This window comes from Clostridium sp., from assembly GCF_026168755.1.
Classification (GTDB): domain Bacteria; phylum Bacillota; class Clostridia; order Clostridiales; family Clostridiaceae; genus Clostridium.
The window spans coordinates 1-21,184 of the sequence record NZ_JAPFDR010000036.1 but is presented as its reverse complement, the minus strand read 5'-3'; the positions used below and the strand labels follow the sequence as shown (position 1 = coordinate 21,184).

24 protein-coding genes, 1 tRNA gene and 1 pseudogene are annotated in these 21,184 nt (G+C 28.4%); 16 read left to right on the top strand and 10 right to left on the bottom strand.

Translation table 11 applies throughout. The annotated features are described in order from the left end of the window. Positions 1-7: 7 nt before the first annotated feature. On the bottom strand, positions 8-877 hold the full coding sequence (locus tag Q0Y03_RS11780) for a methionyl aminopeptidase (RefSeq protein ID WP_297714013.1): 870 nt from the start codon (positions 875-877) through the stop codon (positions 8-10). Between the two features lie 170 nt (positions 878-1,047). On the opposite strand from Q0Y03_RS11780, the gene Q0Y03_RS11775 reads away from it, so the two are divergent. The 5 genes from Q0Y03_RS11775 to Q0Y03_RS11755 all read left to right on the top strand — a co-directional run bounded on the left by Q0Y03_RS11775 (position 1,048) and on the right by Q0Y03_RS11755 (position 3,873). After that, complete coding sequence (locus Q0Y03_RS11775; protein WP_297714012.1) at positions 1,048-1,833, top strand: YdcF family protein; 786 nt, start codon at positions 1,048-1,050, stop codon at positions 1,831-1,833. 131 nt (positions 1,834-1,964) lie between these two features. Further along, entirely contained in the window at positions 1,965-2,294 is a 330-nt protein-coding gene (locus tag Q0Y03_RS11770; RefSeq protein WP_297714011.1) for a hypothetical protein, read from the top strand. Between the two features lie 107 nt (positions 2,295-2,401). After that, a complete protein-coding gene (locus Q0Y03_RS11765; RefSeq protein ID WP_297714010.1) occupies positions 2,402-2,593 on the top strand; it encodes a hypothetical protein in 192 nt (63 codons plus the stop codon). A gap of 174 nt (positions 2,594-2,767) precedes the next feature. Further along, on the top strand, positions 2,768-3,214 hold the full coding sequence (locus Q0Y03_RS11760; protein ID WP_297714009.1) for a GNAT family N-acetyltransferase: 447 nt from the start codon (positions 2,768-2,770) through the stop codon (positions 3,212-3,214). A gap of 50 nt (positions 3,215-3,264) precedes the next feature. Then, complete coding sequence (locus Q0Y03_RS11755; RefSeq protein WP_297714008.1) at positions 3,265-3,873, top strand: DUF975 family protein; 609 nt, start codon at positions 3,265-3,267, stop codon at positions 3,871-3,873. A gap of 88 nt (positions 3,874-3,961) precedes the next feature. Here the strand turns inward: Q0Y03_RS11755 and Q0Y03_RS11750 are convergent, their stop codons facing one another. From Q0Y03_RS11750 to Q0Y03_RS11735, 4 genes are all read right to left on the bottom strand, one after another. Then, a complete protein-coding gene (locus Q0Y03_RS11750) occupies positions 3,962-4,597 on the bottom strand; it encodes an ABC-2 transporter permease (protein ID WP_297714007.1) in 636 nt (211 codons plus the stop codon). Positions 4,598-4,600: 3 nt separating this feature from the next. Then, a complete protein-coding gene (locus Q0Y03_RS11745) occupies positions 4,601-5,452 on the bottom strand; it encodes an ABC transporter ATP-binding protein (RefSeq protein WP_297714006.1) in 852 nt (283 codons plus the stop codon). A 2-nt stretch (positions 5,453-5,454) separates the two neighbouring features. Beyond that, positions 5,455-5,829 carry a GntR family transcriptional regulator gene (locus Q0Y03_RS11740; RefSeq protein WP_294139348.1) on the bottom strand — a complete coding sequence of 125 codons (375 nt, stop codon included), beginning with the start codon at positions 5,827-5,829 and terminating at the stop codon, positions 5,455-5,457. A gap of 124 nt (positions 5,830-5,953) precedes the next feature. Beyond that, the gene (locus tag Q0Y03_RS11735) at positions 5,954-6,814 is read right to left on the bottom strand and encodes a S66 peptidase family protein (RefSeq protein ID WP_297714005.1); all 861 of its coding nucleotides are present in this window, start codon (positions 6,812-6,814) and stop codon (positions 5,954-5,956) included. A 514-nt stretch (positions 6,815-7,328) separates the two neighbouring features. On the opposite strand from Q0Y03_RS11735, the gene Q0Y03_RS11730 reads away from it, so the two are divergent. Then, positions 7,329-7,955, top strand: coding sequence for a sialidase family protein (locus Q0Y03_RS11730; RefSeq protein ID WP_297714004.1), 627 nt, complete (start codon positions 7,329-7,331; stop codon positions 7,953-7,955). Here Q0Y03_RS11730 and Q0Y03_RS11725 read toward each other — a convergent pair. Together Q0Y03_RS11725 and Q0Y03_RS11720 are read right to left on the bottom strand one after the other, a co-directional pair. Then, positions 7,952-8,089 (bottom strand): hypothetical protein, encoded by a 138-nt coding sequence (locus Q0Y03_RS11725; protein ID WP_297714003.1) that lies wholly within the window; start codon positions 8,087-8,089, stop codon positions 7,952-7,954. The two genes, Q0Y03_RS11730 and Q0Y03_RS11725, sit on opposite strands and share 4 nt — an antisense overlap. A 160-nt stretch (positions 8,090-8,249) precedes the next feature. After that, positions 8,250-8,510, bottom strand: coding sequence for a hypothetical protein (locus tag Q0Y03_RS11720; protein WP_297714002.1), 261 nt, complete (start codon positions 8,508-8,510; stop codon positions 8,250-8,252). A gap of 111 nt (positions 8,511-8,621) precedes the next feature. Here Q0Y03_RS11720 and Q0Y03_RS11715 point away from each other — a divergent pair, with 111 nt between their 5' ends. Then, on the top strand, positions 8,622-9,161 hold the full coding sequence (locus Q0Y03_RS11715) for a methylated-DNA--[protein]-cysteine S-methyltransferase (protein ID WP_297714001.1): 540 nt from the start codon (positions 8,622-8,624) through the stop codon (positions 9,159-9,161). Between the two features lie 138 nt (positions 9,162-9,299). Here the strand turns inward: Q0Y03_RS11715 and Q0Y03_RS11710 are convergent. Beyond that, positions 9,300-9,382: transfer RNA gene (locus Q0Y03_RS11710), tRNA-Leu, on the bottom strand. Positions 9,383-9,547: 165 nt separating this feature from the next. Between Q0Y03_RS11710 and Q0Y03_RS11705 the strand changes: the two genes are divergently transcribed. Beyond that, positions 9,548-10,366, top strand: coding sequence for a ZIP family metal transporter (locus Q0Y03_RS11705; RefSeq protein WP_297714000.1), 819 nt, complete (start codon positions 9,548-9,550; stop codon positions 10,364-10,366). A gap of 73 nt (positions 10,367-10,439) precedes the next feature. Here Q0Y03_RS11705 and eno read toward each other — a convergent pair whose 3' ends face one another. After that, positions 10,440-11,732, bottom strand: a complete 1,293-nt coding sequence (gene eno / locus Q0Y03_RS11700) for a phosphopyruvate hydratase (protein WP_297713999.1) — start codon at positions 11,730-11,732, stop codon at positions 10,440-10,442. A 376-nt stretch (positions 11,733-12,108) separates the two neighbouring features. On the opposite strand from eno, the gene Q0Y03_RS11695 reads away from it, so the two are divergent. The 8 genes from Q0Y03_RS11695 to Q0Y03_RS11660 all read left to right on the top strand — a co-directional run bounded on the left by Q0Y03_RS11695 (position 12,109) and on the right by Q0Y03_RS11660 (position 19,444). Continuing rightward, entirely contained in the window at positions 12,109-12,801 is a 693-nt protein-coding gene (locus tag Q0Y03_RS11695; protein WP_042396479.1) for a nitrogen fixation protein NifU, read from the top strand. A 21-nt stretch (positions 12,802-12,822) separates the two neighbouring features. Then, positions 12,823-13,821, top strand: a complete 999-nt coding sequence (locus tag Q0Y03_RS11690; RefSeq protein ID WP_291676474.1) for a GGGtGRT protein — start codon at positions 12,823-12,825, stop codon at positions 13,819-13,821. A gap of 570 nt (positions 13,822-14,391) precedes the next feature. Further along, entirely contained in the window at positions 14,392-14,748 is a 357-nt protein-coding gene (locus tag Q0Y03_RS11685) for a hypothetical protein (protein ID WP_297713998.1), read from the top strand. A gap of 104 nt (positions 14,749-14,852) precedes the next feature. Continuing rightward, a complete protein-coding gene (locus Q0Y03_RS11680) occupies positions 14,853-15,545 on the top strand; it encodes a response regulator transcription factor (RefSeq protein ID WP_297713997.1) in 693 nt (230 codons plus the stop codon). A gap of 88 nt (positions 15,546-15,633) precedes the next feature. After that, complete coding sequence (locus Q0Y03_RS11675; protein WP_297713996.1) at positions 15,634-16,725, top strand: HAMP domain-containing sensor histidine kinase; 1,092 nt, start codon at positions 15,634-15,636, stop codon at positions 16,723-16,725. A gap of 115 nt (positions 16,726-16,840) precedes the next feature. Then, a complete protein-coding gene (locus Q0Y03_RS11670; protein ID WP_297713995.1) occupies positions 16,841-17,908 on the top strand; it encodes a hypothetical protein in 1,068 nt (355 codons plus the stop codon). Further along, positions 17,908-18,582 carry a hypothetical protein gene (locus Q0Y03_RS11665; protein WP_297713994.1) on the top strand — a complete coding sequence of 225 codons (675 nt, stop codon included), beginning with the start codon at positions 17,908-17,910 and terminating at the stop codon, positions 18,580-18,582. Before Q0Y03_RS11670 ends, Q0Y03_RS11665 begins: the two co-directional genes overlap by 1 nt. Further along, positions 18,572-19,444, top strand: coding sequence for an ABC transporter ATP-binding protein (locus Q0Y03_RS11660; protein WP_297713993.1), 873 nt, complete (start codon positions 18,572-18,574; stop codon positions 19,442-19,444). The genes Q0Y03_RS11665 and Q0Y03_RS11660 overlap by 11 nt, the downstream gene beginning before the upstream one ends. A 516-nt stretch (positions 19,445-19,960) precedes the next feature. On the opposite strand, the pseudogene Q0Y03_RS11655 reads toward Q0Y03_RS11660, so the two are convergent. Then, a pseudogene (locus Q0Y03_RS11655) lies at positions 19,961-21,107 on the bottom strand (IS3 family transposase). Between the last annotated feature and the right edge of the window lie 77 nt (positions 21,108-21,184).

The following is a 21,184-nucleotide window of genomic DNA, read 5'->3' as shown; positions in this document are numbered from 1 at the left end:
TTATTTATTAATGAGTTAAGACTTCAACACCAGTTTCAGTTACTAAAACTGTATATTCCCATTGAGATGAAGGATAACCATCTTCAGTTAAAACTGTCCAACCATCAGATTCATCAATAAATATATCAGGAGAACCCATATTTATCATAGGTTCAATAGTAAATACCATACCAGGAACTAACAACATTCCAGTACCTTTTTTACCAACATGAGAAACAAAAGGTGTTTCGTGGAACTCAAGTCCTACTCCGTGTCCACCGAATTCTCTAACAACAGAGTAACCATTAGCTTCAGCATGTTTTTGTACAGCTTCTGCTATATCTCCTAAGTACCCCCATGGTTTAGCTGCTTCTAATCCTTTATCTAAACACTCTTTTGAAACTCTTACTAACTTTTCTAAGTCAGGATGTATATTTCCAATTTTAAACATTCTAGATGCATCTGAAAAATATCCATTATATATAGTAGAAACATCTACATTAATGATATCTCCTTCTTCTAATATTACATCTTCACTAGGAATACCATGGCATACTTCATCATTTAAAGAAGTGCAAACGCTTTTAGGATATCCTTGGAAGTTAAGTGGAGCTGGAATTGCACCTTGTGATACTGTAAAATCATGAACTATAGTATTTATTTCTTCAGTTGACATCCCAGCTTTAATATTTTTGCTTACTAAGTCTAAAACTGCAGTATTAATAGCACAACTTTCTTTTATTTTTTCAATTTGTTCAGGTGTTTTAATTATGCTTCTAGGTGGTACTATATGACCTTTAAGTTTATAAGAGTTTATTTTTTCATCAAATTGCAAATGACAATTTTTATATTTTTTATTACTACCACACCAACAGTGGTCATTTCTATTAAGATTCATGTTCCTATCTCCTTGTATCTGTTTGTATACTTTCATTATAGTACTTTATTAATAAAAATGAAAACTAATAATATAATTAATTGTTTTATTAGATAAAAAGTAAAATAATATTTTATATTAACAACTTTATATTTTATAATATAATAAAAAGAATTGGGAAGGAAAAATTTATGAATAATTATATGGCAAAGAGAAAAAAGAGTATATATTTTTTTTCCGAAATTATAGGGATATTATTAATTTTGTATTATTTAATGTTAAAGATGATGTTTGGATTTGTAGCTTTTTCTAACGTTTTTTGTATGTTAGGGATAGTTTTGCTGATTTATGGTTACGTTGAATTAAAGTTTAATATAGATATTTGGGGGCATATTCCTAGGGTTTATAGAATAATAATCACAACTTTATTTACTATAGGCTTAGTAATATTTATAGGAATTGAGAGTATTATAATTTATAATGGACATCATCATGATACGGAGAAGCCAGATTATTTAGTGGTTTTAGGAGCTGGTTTAAGGGGGCGTAGTATAAGTGCATCCTTGCTATATAGATTAGAAACTGCATTAGATTTTCATGATATGCATCCAAATGTGAAAATAGTGGTATCTGGAGGGCAAGGCGAAGGTGAAGATATGACTGAAGCTTTAGCTATGAGAAATTTCTTAGTGGATAATGGTGTTGATCCAAGCCTAATTATAATGGAAGATAAATCAACAAATACTTATGAGAATTTTTTATATACTAAAAATGTTTTAGAAGGAGAGACTGGAAAAGAAGATTTTACAATAACTATAATATCTAATAATTTTCATATGTATAGAGCTAAGTTTTTAGCAAAAGAGGTTGGGTTTAATACTTATAGTTATCCAGCACCATCACATAAGGCTTCAGCATTAGTATTTTATGTACGAGAGTTCTTTGGAATAATAAAGGAATATATATTTAGGCAATAATCATTATAGTAGAGGCGTAAAAAATACGTCTCTATTTTTAAATAAAGAAATAGATATAATGAATTTTATAAAATATAGTCTCATATAATATTTAAAAAGTATAAAAAGATGTGTGGAGGATTGGATTTTTTATGGGAGTATGGGGATTAGATATTTATGATGATGATTTAGCTGTTGATATAAGAGATGAGTTTCAAGAGTATTTAGAGCAGGGAATGGATGAAAATGATGCAATTAATGAAGTGGTTTTTAATAATGAGAATTTGCTTGAAGAAGATGAAGAGTGCGGAACTTTTATATTAACTATAGGTTTATTGGCTAAAGAAAATGAAGTTAGTAATAGTAAGATAAATGAATTATTGAGGGATTTAAAGGAAAATAAAAACTACTGGAAGTATTTAAAGGAAGATTCTATAGAATTATATGAAGTTAGGATGGATTTACTCAGAGAGTTGATTTAAAATCATACACTTTGTGTAAAGGTTATCAGAAAGCTGTAAGTATTTTAAAATATAAAATGGATAAGATAATTATATAAAATTATTTATATACATTGGAGGTTTTAATTATGGCTTTTGAAAAACTTGAGAAAAAGGTAAATCAAATCAGTAAAAAGATTAAACAAGGAAGACTTTCACAAGAAATAGGCGATGAAATTAGCAACGTGATTAATGAAATTGAAGAGCTTGGAGGAGAAGCAAAAGAGAAGTTTAAAGATGCTTTAGAAAATATGAAGAGCACTTTAAATAAGATGAAGTAGAAAAGTAAAAAGGTATAAAGAAATTTTAATATGATTTCTTTATGCTTTTTTCTTGTATAGGCTTATTAAGAAGATAAATATTTTGATATATTTATATAAGAAATATTAACAATATATAAAGGCTATGGTACTATAGAGATATATTTGGAGAATAATTCTTTAGGAGAGGTTAAGATGAAAATAAGAAGAGCAACATTAGATGATGTAAGTATTATAGCTAAATATAATTATAATCTTGCATTTGAAACGGAAGATAAAAAGCTTAATATGAGTATTTTAACTAGTGGTGTTAAAAGATTAATTGAGGATGAAAGTAAGGGTGTTTATCATGTTTGTGAGATAGATGGCAAGGTTGTTGGACAAATCATGTATACTTATGAGTGGAGTGATTGGAGAAATGGAACTTTTTTATGGGTGCAAAGTGTTTATGTAAATAAAGAAAATAGAGGAATGGGAATCTTTAAAGCATTATATACTTATATAAAGGATATGTGTGATAAAGATGAAAATATATGCGGAATAAGATTATATGTTGAGAGAGAAAATTATGTAGCACAAAATACCTATTCTAATTTAGGAATGAATGAATGTAATTATCATATTTACGAGTATGAAAAATAATATTAACAAATGTTATCATATTTTCATAATAAAATATAGGGGGTGATGCTGTGGATACAGCAGAATTAAAAGGTAGAGCAAAGGAACAGTTAAGAGGTAATTGGGCAGTAGCAATAGGTACGGTGTTGGTTTCTAATATAATATTACAAGTAGAGATGGGATATAAGGTAGCTTCTAAGCTAGGTATGGATGGAGTGTCATATTCTTTAGATTTAATTACCTTATTATTAGGCGGTGTTATATCAGTTGGGTTGTGTAGGTTTTTATTGGATATGGCAACTAAGAGGCGAGAACCTAGATTTGATACATTATTTTCAAGTTTTAATATTTACTTGAAAACATTGGGATTAAATATTTTAATAACGCTAGCTGTTTTAGCAGGAACTTTATTATTTATAGTACCAGGTATAATAGTATCGCTTATGTTTTCGCAAGCATTTTATATATTGTCAGAGGATCCAAGCAAATCAATAACACAGTGTATAAATGAAAGTGTTAATTTAATGAATGGACATAAGTGGGATTTATTTTATTTAAATCTAACATTTATAGGATGGTGGTTACTTTCTATATTAACGTTTGGCATAGCAGCTCTTTGGGTAGCACCATATCAAAAATTAACAGAAGCAAATTTTTATTTGGATTTAAATAATAATTAGGATATAAAGGTTGAAAATTATATAATATAGTTTTCAACCTTTGTGTTTATAATGACTAAGTTTATGCTAATGCGACATCTTTTTTATTTCATTGAACTTCCTTTTTAGCAAATTTATTGCATGTAATAAAATAAGAAACAAGTAATACTGTAATAGAAATTAATATTCCTAAAATAGTTAATATTGTAGGATTAAAAGTTATATTGATTTCAGATATTATTTCTAGTAATGCAGTAGAAAATGCCATTGGAGTTATGGCGATAAATGTAAGAACATATCTTCCGTTTTCAAATCCTAGCAAAAGAGTAGCAGGCATTAATACTGAAGTAAAAAATACTCCGATTCCAATAGTAACTAAAGGTATTGCGTATATAGGCATAGAATAAGTTAAATCATGTATTCCTATTATTTTTACAATTGTAGATAAAATAGTAGATACAACTACAGCAATAAGTGTATTTAATAAACAATAAATATATTTAGAGAAAATATATTCATTAACTTTAATTGGCAAAGAATAAATTAAATAATTCATTTTACTTCTTTCTTCGTAAAAGGTAATTGAATAGGTAGTCATCATTAAATATATTGCACCAGCAAAAACAATCATATTTGGTTGTACAGCTGCTAAAAATATAGAAAGTGCTAATGTTAAAATTAAATTTTTCCTTATAGATATTAATGAATTAAATTGAAGTTTCAATAAATTGACAATATTATTCATAAATTATTCCCTCCTAGTGTAATATAATAAAATATCTTCAAGAGTACATTTTTCATAAATTGCTTCATCACCAAAAAGTTCATAAGCTTTACTTTTATCAGAGATTAAGCCTTCAAAGCCAAAAGCGCTTTCTTTTAATGAAATAAACTCTTTTTTAATACTATTATCCACTAACTCTTTTTTTATTTTAACAATTACATGATTATCTAAAATTTCGTCCTTTTCACCTTTAAGAAGTATTTTCCCGTTATATATCATTACTATATAATCAGCAGCCTTATCTAAATCTGTAGTTATATGAGTAGAATAAAAGACAGTCATATTATCTATTTCTATATGATCTTGCATAAGCTCTAAAAATTCATTTCTTATTATAGGGTCTAAACTAGATGTTGGTTCATCCATTATTAATAGCTTTGGATGATGAGATAAAGCCATTATAAGTTCAAATTGCTTTTTTTGCCCTTTAGATAAATCCTTATAGGTTTTAGATTCATTTATTTGAAATTTATTTATATATTTTTTATATAATTCTTCATCCCAGTTAGAATAAAATTTAGATATTATTTTATGAAGATTAGATAATTTACTTTCTTCTAGGAATCCAGATTCATCACCAACATAAGCAATATTTTCTTTTGTTTTAGTATCTTTATTAATATTGGAATTTAATATTTTAATTTCGCCAGAATCAGGCTTAACCATTCCAAGTAAAGATTTAATAGTAGTAGTTTTACCAGAGCCATTTGGACCAATAAATCCAGTAATATATCCTTCAGGTATATGAAGGTTGTCTATAGTTAAAGAAAAGTTTTTATAATTTTTTTGTAAATTACGAATTTCAATAGAATTCATATTTATACCTCCTCATAAATACTTTTAAAAATTTCAATACATTCATCTAATGTTAAGCCTAGAGATTTAGCAGAGATTATTACAGATTCAAGTCTATTTTCCATTTCAGCCATGGCAACCTCTCTTAATCTTTCTGAATTAGAAGCAGAAACAAAGGTACCCTTACCTACAACTGTTTCAATAAAGCCTTCTTTTTCTAGTTCTTCATAAGATCTTTTAGAAGTTATAATACTTACTTTAAGTTCCTTTGCTAATGTTCTTATTGAAGGGAGTGGATCTCCTGGCTTTAAGTTTCCATTTAATATTTGATTTTTAATTTGAGTTTCTATTTGTTCATACAGTGCCACTGGCGAGGAATTATTAATTAATATATCCAAGTGCTCACCTCCGTATCTAAGTGTATATATATTATATACACATATAATATCAGTTTGCTTGTTAAGAGTCAATAATATTTTAAAATAAATTACAAAAAAAGAAGCCACAATTGTAGCTTCTAAATTATGAAAGAGTAATGTTTTTACCTATAATAATACACTTGGAGTTAGATCCATGACCAATTTCCTCTGTTTTAGCAATAGGTAAATTAGGGTTATTTGCTATTTTTACTACTAATTCTTCAATAGTAGGAGATATATTATTTTCCTGCATTTTGCTGAAAGTACCTAGTATTAAACCTTGAATTTTATCAAAAGCTCCTATTTGCTTAAGTTGATTTAAAAAGGCAGACATAAGGCCAGCTTCACCACCCATGCTTTCTAAAAATAAAACTTTATTCGTAAAATCAGGCATATATTTAGTACCTGCTAATTTTAAAAGGCAACGAATATTTCCACCTACAACAGTTCCTTCTATCTTTTTACCTTGAATAAATTTATAAGAAAAATTAAATAAGTCATTTTTATTATTAAATAAACTATTAGTAAAATTAGCTTTTTGATTTTCACTATCAGAATAAATAAGATTTCTTATTTGATAAAGATAAACTGGATTATTAGTTTGAGAATAAATAGCATTTAGTACTGTAGTTAAATCACTATAACCAAAGAATGGTTTAGGATTTTTAGATATATAGTCATAATCTAAATAGTCTAAAACTTCATTAGCTAAATCACCACCTGAAATATCAAAAATTGCTTTTATTTCATTACTTTTATATAAATTCATAAAAGATTTTCCTTTCTCTTCAGGGGAACCATTAAAAGGTGAATTAACTTCATAAATATATTCACTGCAAATAGTATCCAGTCCTAAGTTTTTTAAATTTTCAATTAATAAGTCAATTTTAGGTTTATTAGTTAATGGTTGACCATTAGAACAGGCAACAATACCAATATGATCACCTTTTTTTAAAAGACACATAAAATACCTCCAACATATAGCTTTATTATTTATATTAAAATTAATAAATATAAAATATATTATAATACTTTTTAATAGATGAGATGAAACTTATTTTAATATGAGATTTATGCAATTAATGGTGATGAGGAGACTTTAGTATCAACTGGGAATTGGAAATTAGATAATTCAGCTAAAGTTGTTGATTTCGATGAACCAGTTAAAGCAGAAAAGATTAAGATAACAGCTATAGAAGCAGGAGCTGGATTTGCATCAATAGCAGAAGTTAATTTATATAGCTAATAATACTGTTGGATTCGAAGTAAGAAATCAAAGTGGAAATATAGCTACTGGAAAGTCATCAGCAGTTTTAAATAAGGGTATAAATACTGTAGCTTTAAAAGTTACAAGCGGAGAAGGATATAAAATTTTTATTAATGGTAAATTAGCTGGAGAAGTTAAAACTACTAATGCAACATTAAGTGCAGGAGTAGTTAGTGTTAATCCATTAGAAGAAGAAATACTACCAGAAGGTATGAAAACAGAACCACTAGATTTGTTTAAACCAGGTGATTTAGGCTCTCAAAACTTTAGAATACCTGCATTATTTACAACAAAAGATGGAACTATTATAGCATCATTTGAAGGAATATTACCGACAACATTAAGTGAAGGAACATTTAATTTAGTATTAGAAGTCAATAATGATATTGAAATATTAAATACAGTTGGTAAAAATACAACTTTAAATGGAGATATAGAGTTAGGTAATAGTATTATAATAAATAAAGTTATAGATAAATCAGAACTAGAAAAGAAAATTGATAAGTCTGTACTTCAAGGTTTAGTATATAAAGTAAAGGAAACAGATTCTTCAAAGTATATACCATCAACATGGACACAATTTGAAAATGCCCTTAAAGCTGCAAATTCTATATTAATAAATGAATCATCAACTCAAGAAGAAGTGGAGTCTTCATATAATACATTATTAAAAGCTTATTTAGAATTAAGATTAGCTCCAGATAAGTCTTTACTTGAAGGATTAATTAAGGAGGTTCAAGGCATTGATTTAAGTAAATATACAGGTAAAAGTGTAGAGGTAGTAGAAAAGGCTTTAGAAGATGCTAATAGGGTATTAGCTAATGAAGAAGCTACTTAAAAAGAAGTAAATACAGCTTTAGAAAATATTAAAAATGCTAAGAACTCTTTAGTTGAATCTTCGAATTCAAATACTAATTTAGGAGAAAGTTCAAATTCAAGTAAAAATAATTCAAGTAGTGAGAATTCAATCACAGGGAAATTGCCACAAACATGAACAGCAGGTGTTACAGTTTCATTAATGAGTGCTATTACTACTTTATTGAGTGGAGTAGGATTAATTAGGAAAAAGAAGAATTAATTAAATAATAAAGATCCCTCTACTTTCGTTAATAGTAAAGTAGGGGGAGGTTTATTATAAAGCTGCTAGATACATAAATATAGCGATAGTAATTGCTGCAAGAAGTAAATCAATAATAGTTAGCTTATATTCTTTTTTTACAAGTGATATTATTATACAAATAATACTAACTAAAAGATTAAGAGTAGCTAACATAATATTAGTAAACAGTCCAGCTAGAAAAATAGATTCTAATATGTATAATGCAGTAGTAATAAATAAAATAATTTGTGAAATTTTAATTACTGGACTTTTTTCTTTTAAAATATTAAACATAATATCTCTCCTTAAGTTTTATCTAATAGTTTTTTATATATTCTATCAGATTTTCTTTTAATAGCAAAGCAAAAAATATGGAGAGAATATAGAAATAAGAGGAGATTAAATATGAATTATTTAACAAGTTATTCATCACCATTAGGAATGATAACAATGGCAAGTGATGGAGAGAAATTAATCGGTGTATGGTTAGAAGGGCAAAAATACTTTACTGAGACTGTAATAAAACCTGTAGTTGAAAATGATGAATTAAAAATATTTATATCTACAAAACAATGGTTAGATAGATATTTTGCAGGTGAAAAACCTAAGATTTCTGAGTTATCACTAGACCCTAGCGGAGGAGAGTTTCGCAAGATAGTGTGGGATATTTTATGTGAAATTCCATATGGAGAAACTATTACTTATGGGGAAATAGCAAAAATGGTAGCTATTAAAATGAATAAAAAAAGTATGTCAAGTCAAGCTGTTGGTGGGGCAGTAGGACATAATCCAATATCTATTATTATTCCATGTCATAGAGTTGTAGGGGCAAATGGTAATCTTACTGGATATGCTGGGGGAATTGATAAAAAAATAAGGCTACTGGAGCATGAAGGTGTAGATATGTCTAAGTTTTCTATACCAACAAAGGGAGCTGCACTATAAGTTTAAATAAGATTATTGATAAGAAGGAAGTAGAAAATGATAATTATTGTACAATATTTATAGAAAATATATGGAAATAAAAGCCTTGATATTACGGAAACGAGTAATATCAAGGCTTTTACTTGTTAGATATATAATTGGTGCCGGCAGTGGGAATCGAACCCACACGGTTGCCCGCATGATTTTGAGTCATGTGCGTCTGCCAGTTCCGCCATGCCGACATAATTAATATATTTATAATATTAACAGATACCAGTTCTTATGTCAATAAAAAACATTATTAAGAATAGTATTTTACGGAAAATATTATAGAACAATTTGTAGGAATTTATCATATATTGCTTATATAATGATAGAACTATGTATCAAGAAAGGAATACAAAGGTATGGAATGGTTTATGGAATTAAGCCCTGTAGTACAGGGGTTAGTTGCTACAATATTTACATGGGCGATAACAGCATTAGGTGCATGCTTAGTATTTTTCTTTAAGTCTGTTGATAAGAAGATTTTAAATTGTATGCTTGGTTTTGGGGCTGGTGTTATGGTAGCAGCAAGTTTTTGGTCACTATTGAATCCAGCAATAGAGTTATGTTCTGAGTTAGGATATAGTCAAATTATACTACCAGCTATAGGATTTTTTGCTGGCGGAATATTTATAATATTAGCAGATAAGATGATGGATAAATATTCTTATGGTGTAATAACGGAAAATGACGAAATGGCAAAAGACTCAATAGTACAAAAGTATAAGAAGAGTATATTGTTAGTTGTTGCAGTTACTCTTCATAACATACCAGAAGGGTTAGCAGTAGGGGTGGCTTTTGGAGGATTAGCAGTTGGTATACCATCTGCATCAATAGGAGCAGCTATAAGTTTAGCTTTAGGTATAGGGCTTCAAAACTTTCCTGAAGGGGCTGCAGTTTCTTTGCCATTAAGAAGAGAAGGTCTATCGAGAGGAAAAAGTTTCTTCTATGGTCAAGCATCTGGTATAGTAGAGCCGATAGCAGGGGTTTTAGGTGCAATAGCAGCAATAAGTGTTAGAAGTATGCTTCCATTTTTCTTAGCTTTTTCAGCAGGGGCTATGATATCAGTTGTAGGATCAGAATTATTACCAGAAGCATCTATTGAAAATAAGGCTTTAACAACAATAGGATTAATACTTGGATTTATAACTATGATGATTTTAGATGTAGCATTAGGATAATATAAACAAATGGAAAAAGGATGACACTATTAAATGTGTATCATCCTAATTACATAGATAAACTGAAAAATAATTATTTTATATTAAAGAAAGCTTTTCTTCCTCTATATTCAGCAACTTCACCTAATTCTTCTGAAATTCTAATAAGTTGATTGTACTTAGCAACTCTTTCAGATCTTGCAGGAGCACCAGTTTTAATTTGACCAGCATTAACAGCTACAACTAAATCAGCTATAGTAGTATCTTCAGTTTCTCCAGATCTGTGAGAAATAACTGCAGTATATCCAGCTCTATTAGCCATTTCAATAGCATTTAAAGTTTCTGTTAAAGTACCAATTTGATTTAACTTAATTAATATTGAGTTAGCAACACCTCTTTGGATACCATCTTCTAATCTAGAAGTATTAGTAACAAATAAGTCATCTCCAACTAATTGAACTTTGTCTCCAAGTCTTTCAGTTAAAAGCTTCCAACCTTCCCAGTCTTCTTCAGCCATACCATCTTCAATTGAGATAATTGGATATTTATTAACCCAAGCTTCTAAGAAATCAACCATTTCAGCTGCAGTTAAAGTTTTTCCTTCATGTTCTAAAACATACTTACCATCTTTATAGTATTCAGAAGATGCAGCATCTATAGCGATAAACATTTCTTTTCCTGGTTCATATCCAGCTTTAGTTATAGCTTCTAAGATAACTTCAATAGCTTCTTCATTTGATTTTAAGTTTGGAGCAAATCCACCTTCATCACCAACACCAGTTGAGTAACCTTTATCATTTAAAGTTTTCTTTAAAGAGTGATAAACTTCAGCACAAGCTTGGATAGCTTTATCAAATGAATCAAATCCTACAGGCATAACCATGAATTCTTGTAAGTCAACAGAGTTATCTGCATGAGAACCACCATTGATTATGTTCATCATTGGAACAGGTAAAACTTTAGCATTTACGCCACCAACATATTGATATAAAGGTAGTCCTAAGAAGTTAGAAGCAGCTTGAGCTACAGCTAAAGAAACTCCTAATATAGCGTTAGCACCTAAAGAACCTTTATTATCAGTTCCATCTAATTCTATTAATTTTTTATCTATAGCAGTTTGATCAAATACATTAAATCCTACTAATTCCTTAGCAATTACTTCATTTACGTTTTTAACAGCAGTTTGTACACCCTTACCCATGAAGTAATCTTTATTTCCATCTCTTAATTCTACAGCTTCATATATACCAGTAGAAGCTCCAGATGGTACAGCAGCTCTTCCTACAGTTCCATCTTCAAGAATAACTTCAACTTCTACAGTTGGGAAGCATCTTGAATCTAATATTTGTCTTGCAACAATATTGATTATTTCAACAACGTTTTTCATTAAAAATCCTCCTTAAATATAAGAAATTATATCTATCTAATAAAGAAAAATATAATTATTGATAATAATTATTAATAATTTATTTGATTATATCAAAAAAAGTAAATAAATAGCAAGATGATTGATAATAATTATCATTTTTAATTATTAAAAGGTTTACTTAAAATAATTTTTGGAAAAAAGGATAATAAATTTTAACAATATGATAAAAAAATATCATTTTCTTATTGTTCGAGGTTGATTCATCTGCTATTATATAAGGGTAGGATGGATTTATTCCCAGTGGGATAAATCTTGACCCAGTTAAGTACAGCCTATTTATTACATAGTATTTAGGGGAGCTATAACTAATATTAATTAGGGAGGAATCAATATAATGATGTATTCAAAAGAAGTTGAAGAAATGTGCGTTGTTGCTAAAGGCGCTAATCATGCATGTGCTCCAATTCCAGTTGAAGGAAAATGGGTACAAGCTACACAAATATCAGATATTTCAGGGTTAACTCACGGAATAGGTTGGTGTGCACCTCAACAAGGAGCTTGTAAATTAACTTTAAACGTTAAAGGTGGAGTTATCCAAGAAGCATTAGTTGAAACAGTTGGATGTTCAGGAATGACTCACTCAGCTGCTATGGCTTCAGAAATATTACCAGGAAGAACTATATTAGAAGCTTTAAACACAGACTTAGTTTGTGATGCTATAAATACAGCAATGAGAGAATTATTCTTACAAATCGTATACGGAAGATCTCAAACTGCTTTCTCTGAAGGTGGACTACCAATCGGAGCTGGTTTAGAAGACTTAGGTAAGGGGTTAAGATCTCAAGTTGGTACAACTTACGGAACTTTAGAAAAAGGTCCAAGATACTTAGAAATGGCTGAAGGATACATTACTAAAATCGCATTAGATGAAGATAATGAAATCATCGGTTACAAGTTCGTTCACCTAGGAAAAATGATGGAAATGATCGGTAAGGGAATGGATGCTAACGAAGCATTAGAAAAGGCTGCAGGTCAATACGGAAGAGTTGCTGACGCTGTTAAATTAATCGATCCAAGACATGAATAATTTGTAAGGAGGAATTTTGACATGGCATTATTTGAAAGTTATGAAAGAAGAATAGGACAAATCACTCCAGTTTTAGAAAAGTATGGAATGAAAACATTAGAAGATGCTAAAGCTGTATGTGATGAGTATGGAATAGATCCATATAAAATCGTTAAAGAGACTCAACCAATCGCATTCGAAAATGCTGCTTGGGCATACGTTTTAGGTGCTGCAATCGCTATAAAGAAAGGTTGCACAAAGGCTGCTGACGCTGCTGAAGCTATCGGAGAAGGGTTACAAGCTTTCTGTATCCCAGGTTCTGTTGCTGATGACAGAAAAGTTGGTTTAGGACACGGTAACTTAGGAGCTATGCTTTTAAGAGAAGAAACTAAATGTTTCGCATTCTTAGCAGGTCACGAATCTTTCGCTGCTGCTGAAGGTGCTATTAAAATAGCGGAAAAAGCTAACAAAGTAAGAAAAGAACCATTAAGAGTTATCTTAAACGGTCTTGGAAAAGATGCTGCTAAGATAATTTCAAGAATTAACGGATTTACTTATGTTGAAACTAAATTTGATTTCTTCACTGGTAAATTAGAAATAGTTAATTCAAAAGCTTACTCTAACGGACCAAGAGCTAAGGTTAACTGCTATGGATCAAACGACGTTAGAGAAGGTGTTGCTATAATGCATCACGAAGGTGTTGACGTATCAATCACTGGTAACTCAACTAACCCAACAAGATTCCAACACCCAGTTGCTGGAACATACAAAAAAGAATGTATTGAATTAGGTAAGAAATACTTCTCAGTTGCATCAGGTGGTGGTACTGGAAGAACTCTTCACCCAGATAACATGGCTGCAGGTCCAGCTTCTTACGGTATGACAGATACTATGGGAAGAATGCACTCAGATGCTCAATTCGCTGGTTCTTCATCAGTTCCTGCTCACGTAGAAATGATGGGATTAATCGGTGCTGGTAACAACCCAATGGTTGGTATGACAGTTGCAGTTGCAGTTGCTGTAGAAGAACACGCTAAATAAGATGATTTAGATGTTTACTTATAAAAAAGTTCCGAACTTTATAAAATAGTTCCGAAAAGAATTATAAAAAAGTTCCGAAAAATAGAGTCTCATATGAAATTGTAATGATTTTGTATGGGGCTCTTTTTGCGTTAGGGTAGGAAAAATGGGTGTGAGGATGAGTGAGTTAAAGAGAGAAATTTTCGAGGCATTTTTATGAATGAGGAAACCTTTTCTCTGCAATTGAAGGTTTGCCCTTGTGGATAACTCATCAAAAATACAAAAATATTTTTTCGAGACTTTTTTTTGAGTGAACATAGATAGCAAGTTTTTTTGTAAAAAAACTGCTATAGAGAGAAGGGAAAAAGATATAATAACTTTTAATATTTATTGATATTGAAATTTATATAAATATTAGGCTAATTATTATTTTTTTCAACAAGGATATATTATATCTATTTCTCATGGAATTATATTACAAATAGATATATAATAAAAATATAAGTTATTGCACACTTGTATTATTATATGAATTAGTTTTTGTATAAGTTACATTTACACAAAATTTGAAAATAGGAGGAGTAATGAAATTTGAAAAAAATAAGTTTTTTGGTATGTATGATAACAACAGTTTTTCTTTTTATTAGTTGTGGCAAAACATATAATAATACTACACAGTCAAATACAAAAGAAAGCTTAAAGCAATTAGTTATGGTAAATGAAGAGTTGTACTATAACACTGAAAAAGAAAATACAATGCCAATGAAATGTGGAACAATGGATGGAGAAATACTATCTATGGTTAACCAAAATGAGATACCTAAAGAAAACAATCAGTCTAATTTTGGAAAAGGATATGGATACCAAATTGGACCACAAGATAAACAGATAGTATTAAATATAGATAATAAGTGGATAGTATTTGAAAAAATGCAATCTGATAAGTAAATTTTGATGAATAATTTTAATATTATACGATTTAGTTATTACAGGTTAAAAGATAAGCTGATTAATGTAGTATTATTTAATTAAAGAAGTATATAGGGGGTAAAATGGCAAAGCTATTAATTGTGGATGATGATTTGGATTTAATAGATATGCTTTCAAATTATTTTTTATTAAAAGGATATGAAATATATACAGCATATGATGGAAAAGAAGCATTAGATAAAATGAAGTATACTCCAGATTTGGTGATTTTAGATGTTAATATGCCTAAACTAAATGGTATAGATGTATGTAAAAGAATAAGAGATTTTACTCAGAGTCCTATTTTATTTTTAACAGCAAGAGCTACAGAAGAAGATAAAGTAAATGGATTGTTAGTTGGGGGAGATGACTATATTGTTAAACCATTTAGTGTTAGGGAATTGGAGGCTAGGATAGTTTCTAATTTGAAAAGAGAAGAGAGGTCAAAGTATTCTCATAAGATGATTTATACAGGGAGTATGAGTATAGATCTTATTTCAATGGAAGTATTTATAAATGGGCAAAGATTAGATTTAACTAAAAAAGAATATGAGATAATAGAATTATTAGCATTACATGAAAGACAAATATTTAGCAAAGAACATATATTTTTAAAATTATGGCATGAGGAAAATGATAGTGATATTAAAGTAGTTACTGAATATATAAGAAGAATTAGAAAAAAGATTTATGAGTTTACAGATGAAAATTTTATTGAAACAGAATGGGGTAGTGGATATAGGTGGAAAAGGTTTGATAAGGAAACATCTAAATAAAAGGGTATTATCAATTAAAAAGAGTCTAATTTATTATATACTTATATCATCATTATTATCAGTTATCATATCTATAGGAGTTATGAATGTGGCTAGAATTATACAAAATAGTATATGGAGTAAATATAAAACCATAGAAGAGTATAAGGAAATATATGATTTTTATAATAAGTATTATGGATATATAACCGAGGCACCGAGGATTAGTTCAAGTTTTATGAGTCAATCAGATAATATTATAGTAGATATATGTGATTTTTTGGAAACATGGACATTATTAATAATAACGATAACTTTAAATAGTATAACATCATATTTATTTTTTAAGAGAAAGCTTAAAAAACCATTAGAGTTGCTAGAAATAGGGGCAAATGAAATCTTTAACAATAATTTAGATTTTGAAATTGAGTATGATTGTATGGATGAGTTTGGTAAGCTGTGTAAATCTTTTGATAAGATGAGAATTCAATTGATAGATAATAATCAGAAAATGTGGAATAGAATTATAGAAGAAAAGGAGTTTCATGCATCAATAGCTCATGATATAAGAGTTCCACTAATGGTATTAGAAGGGTATGTAGAAACTATTTTAGAGTTTTATCCAGAAGACAACATATCCAAAGAAGAGGTGCTAGCGGAACTTAATAAATGTAATGTTCAAATTGCAAGATTGAAAGAATTTGTAGAATATATGAGAAGAGCAGATGAGGTAAAACTACGGGATAGAAAAGATGAAAAGGTAAGGGCACTAAAAATAATTTATGATATTGAAGAAGAAAACAAAGTGTTTTATAAGAAAAATGGAATTGATATAAAGCTTCACTATAACCAATTAAAAGAAGATTTTGAAATTAATATAGATAAGTTTATATTTTTAGAGATTTATGAAAATATTATTACCAATGCAATTAGATTTGCTAACAGTGAAATTTCTATAAATATTAATATAGAAGATAAAAAGGTTATATTAATTGTTAAGGATGATGGATGTGGCTTTGAAAGTAAAATAATTAATGAAATAGATAGTAAAAAGATAAGAAAAAATAGTAATTATGCTTCAGGACATATGGGAATGGGGCTTTATATAACTAAACTACTCTGTGATAAATATGATGGAGATTTAAAGGTTTATAATTCAGCAGATGGAGGAGCAATAGTTAGTATAACTTTATATTTGTAAAAAATTCTACCCCAATAATGGGGTGGAATTTTTTTTGTAAAATTACAAAAGTTGATTTTTTTTTGATATTTAGAATTTAAAATAAACTTAAAGATAAGGAATGGAGGTAAAGAATATGAGAGGAATAATAAAAATGACTATTAAAGATATAATAAAACAACCCTTTTATTATATTGGATTAATACTATGCTGTTGCTATGTATATGTGAATCTATGTCAATATTTAGATGTACAATATTTTGAGAATGACAGCCAAATTATTACCTTAGATGAAAATAGCATTTCAGATGCAGATATAATGAATGGATATATTCCTGTAAATAATAAAGAAAAAGAACAACTGGCGTTAAGTACAATTTATAAGAATTTAGTTGAAGAATTAGATGTAGAACCTAATGAAGCTCAAGAGGTAATTAAAGAGTATAAACGAGGAATTAGTATAGAGGATTTTGCTAACTATTTAGATGAAAATTATGGCTATAAGAGTGCAGAGTATGATTTTTATGATGCTAATATGAAACAAGCAACTATAGAAGAAGCAAATAATTATATTAGAGAAAAACTAGGAGAAGAAAATTATACTGAGTGGTTTTCTAAAAAGTTTGTAGATTATTTTGGAGTATGCTTAATATTCTTTATGATAGCCTTATTTCCAATATTATATATGAAGGATTGTAAAAGAGATATATATGAATTGATTCATACCAAATCCATATCATCTATAAAGTATATTGGGGGGAAAGCTATAGCAGGGCTTTTAGCTATGATGCCAGTAATATTTGTGATAACTCTTTTTTATAATTTTTTAGCTATGAAGCTTGCATATAAGTGGGGATTTAATTCTTCCATGTTTGATATTTTTAAATATGTAATAATATTCATTCTACCAAGTGTAGTGATGGCACTTGCAATTTATAGTTTAGTAACAGTTATATTTAAAAATCCACTGCCAACAATACCTATTATGATTTTATATATTCTTTATTCTAATATAGGTGCAGAAATATTAGAGGGTAATATTCATTATAAGACACATCCTTTAAGTATATTTATTAGATTCCCTGAAATATTTTTTGAAACTAAAATATCTTTAGGAATGTATATTAATCAAATATCATTATTAATAGTTTCAATACTTATTTTTATGATAGCAACTGTTGTTTGGAAAAGGAGACGTTTTTGATGAAGCAGGATTTAGTAATTGTAGTTAGTAAATATAAGTTATGGATTTGTATAATATATGTAATGCTATTATCTATAATTTTTCCATTAGCATATGCTGATGAAATAGGAGGCGTTATTGATCCATATAGTTCACTTTTGTCTATTCTTTTCTTTTCAGATTTATTTTATTTAGAGATTTTAGAAAAAAGGTATGAAGTTATTAAGTTAAAGTCTAAAGACGTTTTAATAGGGCTAGTAAAAAGAAGGTTTTTTATAGCTTGGTTATTTGTAGAATTATTAGCATTAGTTCAATATAGTTTGTATTTAATGAAAGTCAATAATAATATAGGGAAAATTGATAACTTATCAATGCTTATAATTACTTTAATTGCAACAGGAGTAAGTATCGCATTTTTCGGATATTTAACTGTAGTATTAGTGAATATTACAAAGAAAATTGGTATTGGCGTAGGAATAGCTGTACTTATTTGGTTCTTATTAAATTCAACTATTGGAATGAATATTTTTAAAAGTGCTAATATATTTGCTTTCTGTGAGTTTTTTACTAAGGATTTAGATTATAGTTGGGTAATTGGAAAATTAATAGGAGCTATTATTGTATTATTTGGAATGACTGTATTTAAAAGCAGCTTAATTTATTATAAAAATGAGGTGAAGAGATATGACAATTAATATAAAAGGGTTAACTGTAGAATTTAATAATGGTACTAAAGCTATAGATAATCTAAATCTAAATATTGAAAAAGGAATATATGGCTTATTAGGAGAAAATGGAGCAGGGAAAACTACGTTAATGAGAGTTTTAACAACAATATTGCCAGTATCAAAAGGAAATATTTTAATTAATGGAATTAACTTAGAAAAAAATAATTATGAAATGATACAGAAACAAATTGGATATCTACCTCAGGAGTTAGAAGTATACCCAAGCTTGACAGTTAGAGATTCACTTGAATATTTAGGGAGAATGTCAGGAATACCAAAAAACATATGCAAAGATAGAATAGATTATTATTTAGAAAAAACAGGGTTGATAGATAAACAGAATAAGAAGAATAAACAACTTTCTGGTGGAATGAAAAGAAGAGTTGGTTTAGTTCAAGCTTTATTAAATGAACCACCAATTCTAATTGTAGATGAACCTACAACAGGATTAGATCCAGAAGAAAGGATAAAAATTAGGAACTTATTAGTTGATTTTGGAGAAACAAGAACTGTTATCTTTTCAACACATGTAATTGAAGATATAGCATCTATATGCAATAAATTAGGGATTATGCAGAAAGGTAATTTAATATTTAATGGAGAAATAAGCGAATTGTTAAATAATGCAGAAAATCATGTATGGAATTGTTTAATAACAAATGAAAAAGAAATATTAGAGTTATCTAGATATGCAACAATATCGTCTAAACAATATGTAGATGGTAAGATAATGACTAAAATTATATCAGAAGAAAAACCTAGAATAGATTGTATAAGAGCAGAAGTAACACTAGAGGATGCTTATTTATATATGATGAAGATGTATTAAATAAGTAATATTAGATAAAATACTTTAAGTTTTAGGAATTGTAATAAAAAACTTTTAAAGATATACAATTAATTAAGGGTAACTATTAATTTCATATAGTTTATGTTTAATTGCAGTAATTTCTATAATTTGTACAGAAACACATTTATTCAGATTGTTTAGAAGTAAACAATTTTCCAAAAAGGATTAAAATTTATGAATAATATTATTATATTATGAATAATTCAAGGGATGAAAAATTATTAGAATTATATTTTAAATGTGAGTTTAAATTTGAGAGTAGTGTTTGATTTTATTGAGGATTTATTTTGTGCATTAAAAGTAAACTTGTTGGTATGTAAATTATTTCTTTTAGAGTAATAAAATTTGCTATTATTTATGTAGCTAATAAGAATTTATTAGCAACTATGTTTACTTATAAAAAGTTCCGAAAAGAATTATAAAAAAGTTTTGAAAAATAGAGTCTCATATGAATGGTCTTATGTCAATATCTTGGACACAAAAAGTCAAACTTTTTTATGTTGCACTTCTGGCTAATAATTCACATTGATCTGGAGTCATGTAATTAATAGAAGAGTGTAGCCTTTTTCTGTTATACCAACCTTCAATATATTTAAATATAGCTATATTTGCTTCTTCGAAGGTGCGGTATGTATTTCTATAGATTTCTTCCTTCTTTATTGAAGAATGGAAAGAATCTATACAAGCATTGTCATATGGACAACCTTTTTTACTAAATGATTGTATAATATTAAACTCTGTACATAGCTCTTTTAAATCATTACTAGTATATTGAGATCCTAAATCTGTATGGAATACTAACTGTTTATTTTTATCAGGATTTTGGCTATAATAGGCATTTTTTAAAGCTTTAATAACTAAATCATTAGTCATTCTTTTGCCGAAAGCGTAGCCAATTATTTTTTTGGATGTAAATTAAGAACTGAAGCTAAATAGCACCAACCATCTCTGATAGTATAAATATATGTAATATCTCCAACCCATTTTTCATTAATAGAAGTAGTTGTAAAACCTCTTTTCAAAACGTTTTCCAAACCTTCTGCTACTTTTTTATTTGAATGAGGATTGTATTTTTTTACGGTTATTACACAAAGACCAAGTTCGGTCATTCTTCCTTGAACTCTCTTTATGGAGACATTAAAACCTTCTGTATCAAGTATATGATGAATTCTAGGAGCACCATATATACCTTTATTGGCTTTATATATACTTGTAATAGATGCTTTTAGTTCCTCATTTTCTATTTCTCTTGAAGATTTAGTTTTATCAAAATATTTATAATATGTACTTCTGGCTACGCCTAGAACGGTACACATAGTCTTAACGTCATGGTTGCTTTTATTATTATCTATAAATACTATTACTTGATCTAATTTCTTGTTGCAAATATGGCTATAGCTTTTTTTAATATTTCATTTTCCTCTTTAATCCTTGCCATTTCTTTTTTTAACTCTTTAACTTCTTTTAGTGTCATAACTTCATTTTCATAAACTTTAATTTCTTTTACATTTTTAATCCAACCATTAATTGTTGATTTTACAATGCCATATTCGCTACTTAGCTCTGCTAAGCTCATTTCTGACTTAAATAAATCTACTATCATGTCTTTATATTCTTGCTCGTATCTTCTGCCCTTTCCCATAATGGACACATCCTTTCTTAACTAAATAATATTTTACTTAGTTCGACTAAATGTGTCCACTACTTTATACTAACACC